General features: G+C 36.1%; 4 protein-coding genes and 1 pseudogene. All 5 read right to left on the bottom strand.

The window, feature by feature from the left end:
- Positions 1-80: 80 nt before the first annotated feature.
- A pseudogene (locus tag FFR48_RS27500) lies at positions 81-242 on the bottom strand (ATP-binding protein); the annotation flags it as partial.
- 4 nt (positions 243-246) lie between these two features.
- Positions 247-543 (bottom strand): hypothetical protein, encoded by a 297-nt coding sequence (locus FFR48_RS29150; protein WP_201277699.1) that lies wholly within the window; start codon positions 541-543, stop codon positions 247-249.
- 11 nt (positions 544-554) lie between these two features.
- Positions 555-716, bottom strand: coding sequence for a response regulator (locus tag FFR48_RS30690; protein ID WP_371851493.1), 162 nt, complete (start codon positions 714-716; stop codon positions 555-557).
- A 152-nt stretch (positions 717-868) separates the two neighbouring features.
- Positions 869-1330, bottom strand: a complete 462-nt coding sequence (locus FFR48_RS27485) for a DUF4079 domain-containing protein (protein ID WP_096570128.1) — start codon at positions 1328-1330, stop codon at positions 869-871.
- A 359-nt stretch (positions 1331-1689) separates the two neighbouring features.
- Positions 1690-2124: a DUF1830 domain-containing protein gene (locus tag FFR48_RS27480; protein WP_096570130.1), complete on the bottom strand. Its 435-nt coding sequence runs from the start codon at positions 2122-2124 to the stop codon at positions 1690-1692.
- Positions 2125-2126 lie beyond the last annotated feature (2 nt).

Below are 2126 nucleotides of genomic sequence, written 5' to 3'. Positions count from 1 at the left end.
CTCTTTTAGGTGTTTTAAGAGCTTTTCTCTCTGTTCTTGAGACAGATGGTTTTTTGCTGGCATAATTCAGAAGCGATCGCTTAGTTACTTAATTCCCTATTATACAATCTAGCTGCACAACAGCTTAATTTACCTTTATGAGTTTGGGTAATGGCCAAAGCAATAGCTAAACCCAAACCCGAACCCCCAGTATTTCGAGAACGATCAGCATTGACACGATAAAAGCGATCAAAAATTTGAGGAATATCAGCAGCAGGAATACTTTAAACGTGGTTTTAACTTATCTTCAAAAATTCTTCCAAAAACCTCCAACTCACGATCAATAGTGCGAGTAAAAGCTTTCACCATAACCACATGAGCAAAATAACCACATATTAATAAAGTCGCACCCATCACCCCCGCATAAGTAATAGCTAACTTAAAGCGAGAATAATGAAAAAGAGAATTATGAAAAATCCTACTTTGGATCTTACCCCTCTTCCTCTCTTCTTCCTTTCCTCTCTTCGTGTTCTTCGTGTCTACCCTTCGGGAAATGCTTCGCATAACGTGGTTCATTAAAAAAAGTATTCAGAACTTAAATAGAAATAAATGAGAATTTTAAAATCATTACTTGTGGCTCTATCTTCTACCCAATCTACAATATAATCACGCTGAGTTAGAGCATGATGAATACTACTACCTAAATCTTTTTCATCTTCAACTAATATTAATCGCATAGAAACTAAAAATTAAAAATTAAAAATCCTCAAAACCAAAAGAATATAAAAATAAACATAGCCTCCCGAAAAACTCTCTGTAAAACTCTTACCTTTGTGTCCTTTGCGTCCTTTGCGGTTCAATCATATCAAGCCTAGCATAATTTTTATTGTCATGGTAAATACTTTTGTACAACAGTCCAACCAGTCAGAGAAACCCAAGCAAAACCAAAGAAAAGAATCATATTCAAAGTAATATGTAAAGGTCTAGCCCAAAATTGACCTGTACTAATTTGAGTTGCACTAAAAGCAGAAATTAAAACCAAAATTACCACAGATAAACCAGCGAATAAATGTAAAGAATGACCCAAAGAACCAAAATGTCCTAAAGTCCCCATAATACCAATAAATAACAATAATAATACCAAACTTACCATAGTGAAGCCAATAAAAAAATGAAAGTTTTTGACTATATTATTCACCCTTGGTAAAACCACACCAATGGGAGAACGTCCAGTATTTCTAACTTGCCATAACCAAAAACCAGACATTGCTAAAATAACATAAGCTAGAATCGCTAAACCCATAGACCAAGCTGCTATTTTCCACAACCATAAAAAAGAAGGTAAGTTCATAGTAAAAAATTAAAAGTCAAAAAACAGGGAACAGGAAGATATGGAGATGGGGGAGAAATTTTTATGAGATTGGAGTTGACACAAACAATCCAAAATCCAAAATAAATAAATCCTGCCTCCTCAATATAAAATACCACAGATTGATGAGGAAGTGTACACTCGGTGCATTTGTGAACGGCTGAATGCTTACGGTAAAATTCTTAACTTATTCCCAATTCCCTATTCCCTATTCTCCAATAAAATAAAAAAGGCTGCTGAGTTCAGCAACCCTCAAATTTAATAAACGTGCTTTTTTTTAATCAAAGGATATTAATCCAGGGATTTTTAAAACTTTTGACATTAACTAACCTTCCCATCTGTCACACTCCCAGATTCAGTAAAAACTCATGTTGTGACTGATAGGTTTTCATGGAGGCTGTGATATTTTGTAAAGGTTTTGTGGTATCTTCAATTTTTGTATTCATTTCCGACACCATCGCATTGGTGTTTGCAGCTTCTATTCCTGGGGCTGAGTCTTGATCACCCTCATCACTACCAGGTTCATTCAGTGCTAGGCGATCGCACGGTATTGTATCCGACAAAATCGCACTCGCCATCATTCCTGTATGAATCTCCATTTGCGCTTTTTTCGGCGCTTCAAAAACTAGCCTTTGTCCAGGAAACACCACCCTTTCAAAGTACCAGTTAGCAACATTGGAAATACGCGCCACCTGTATTTTACTTGTAGCATTGACGTAGCAGCAGAGAATTTTCCCCGATTGCTCCGGTGGTAGAGAATCTAATATTTGAGCCATAA

The sequence above is a fragment of the Sphaerospermopsis reniformis genome (assembly GCF_005402885.1).
Classification (GTDB): Bacteria; Cyanobacteriota; Cyanobacteriia; order Cyanobacteriales; family Nostocaceae; genus Sphaerospermopsis; species Sphaerospermopsis kisseleviana.
The sequence above is the reverse complement of the archived record's forward strand: the minus strand, read 5'-3'. Positions and strand labels throughout refer to the sequence as shown.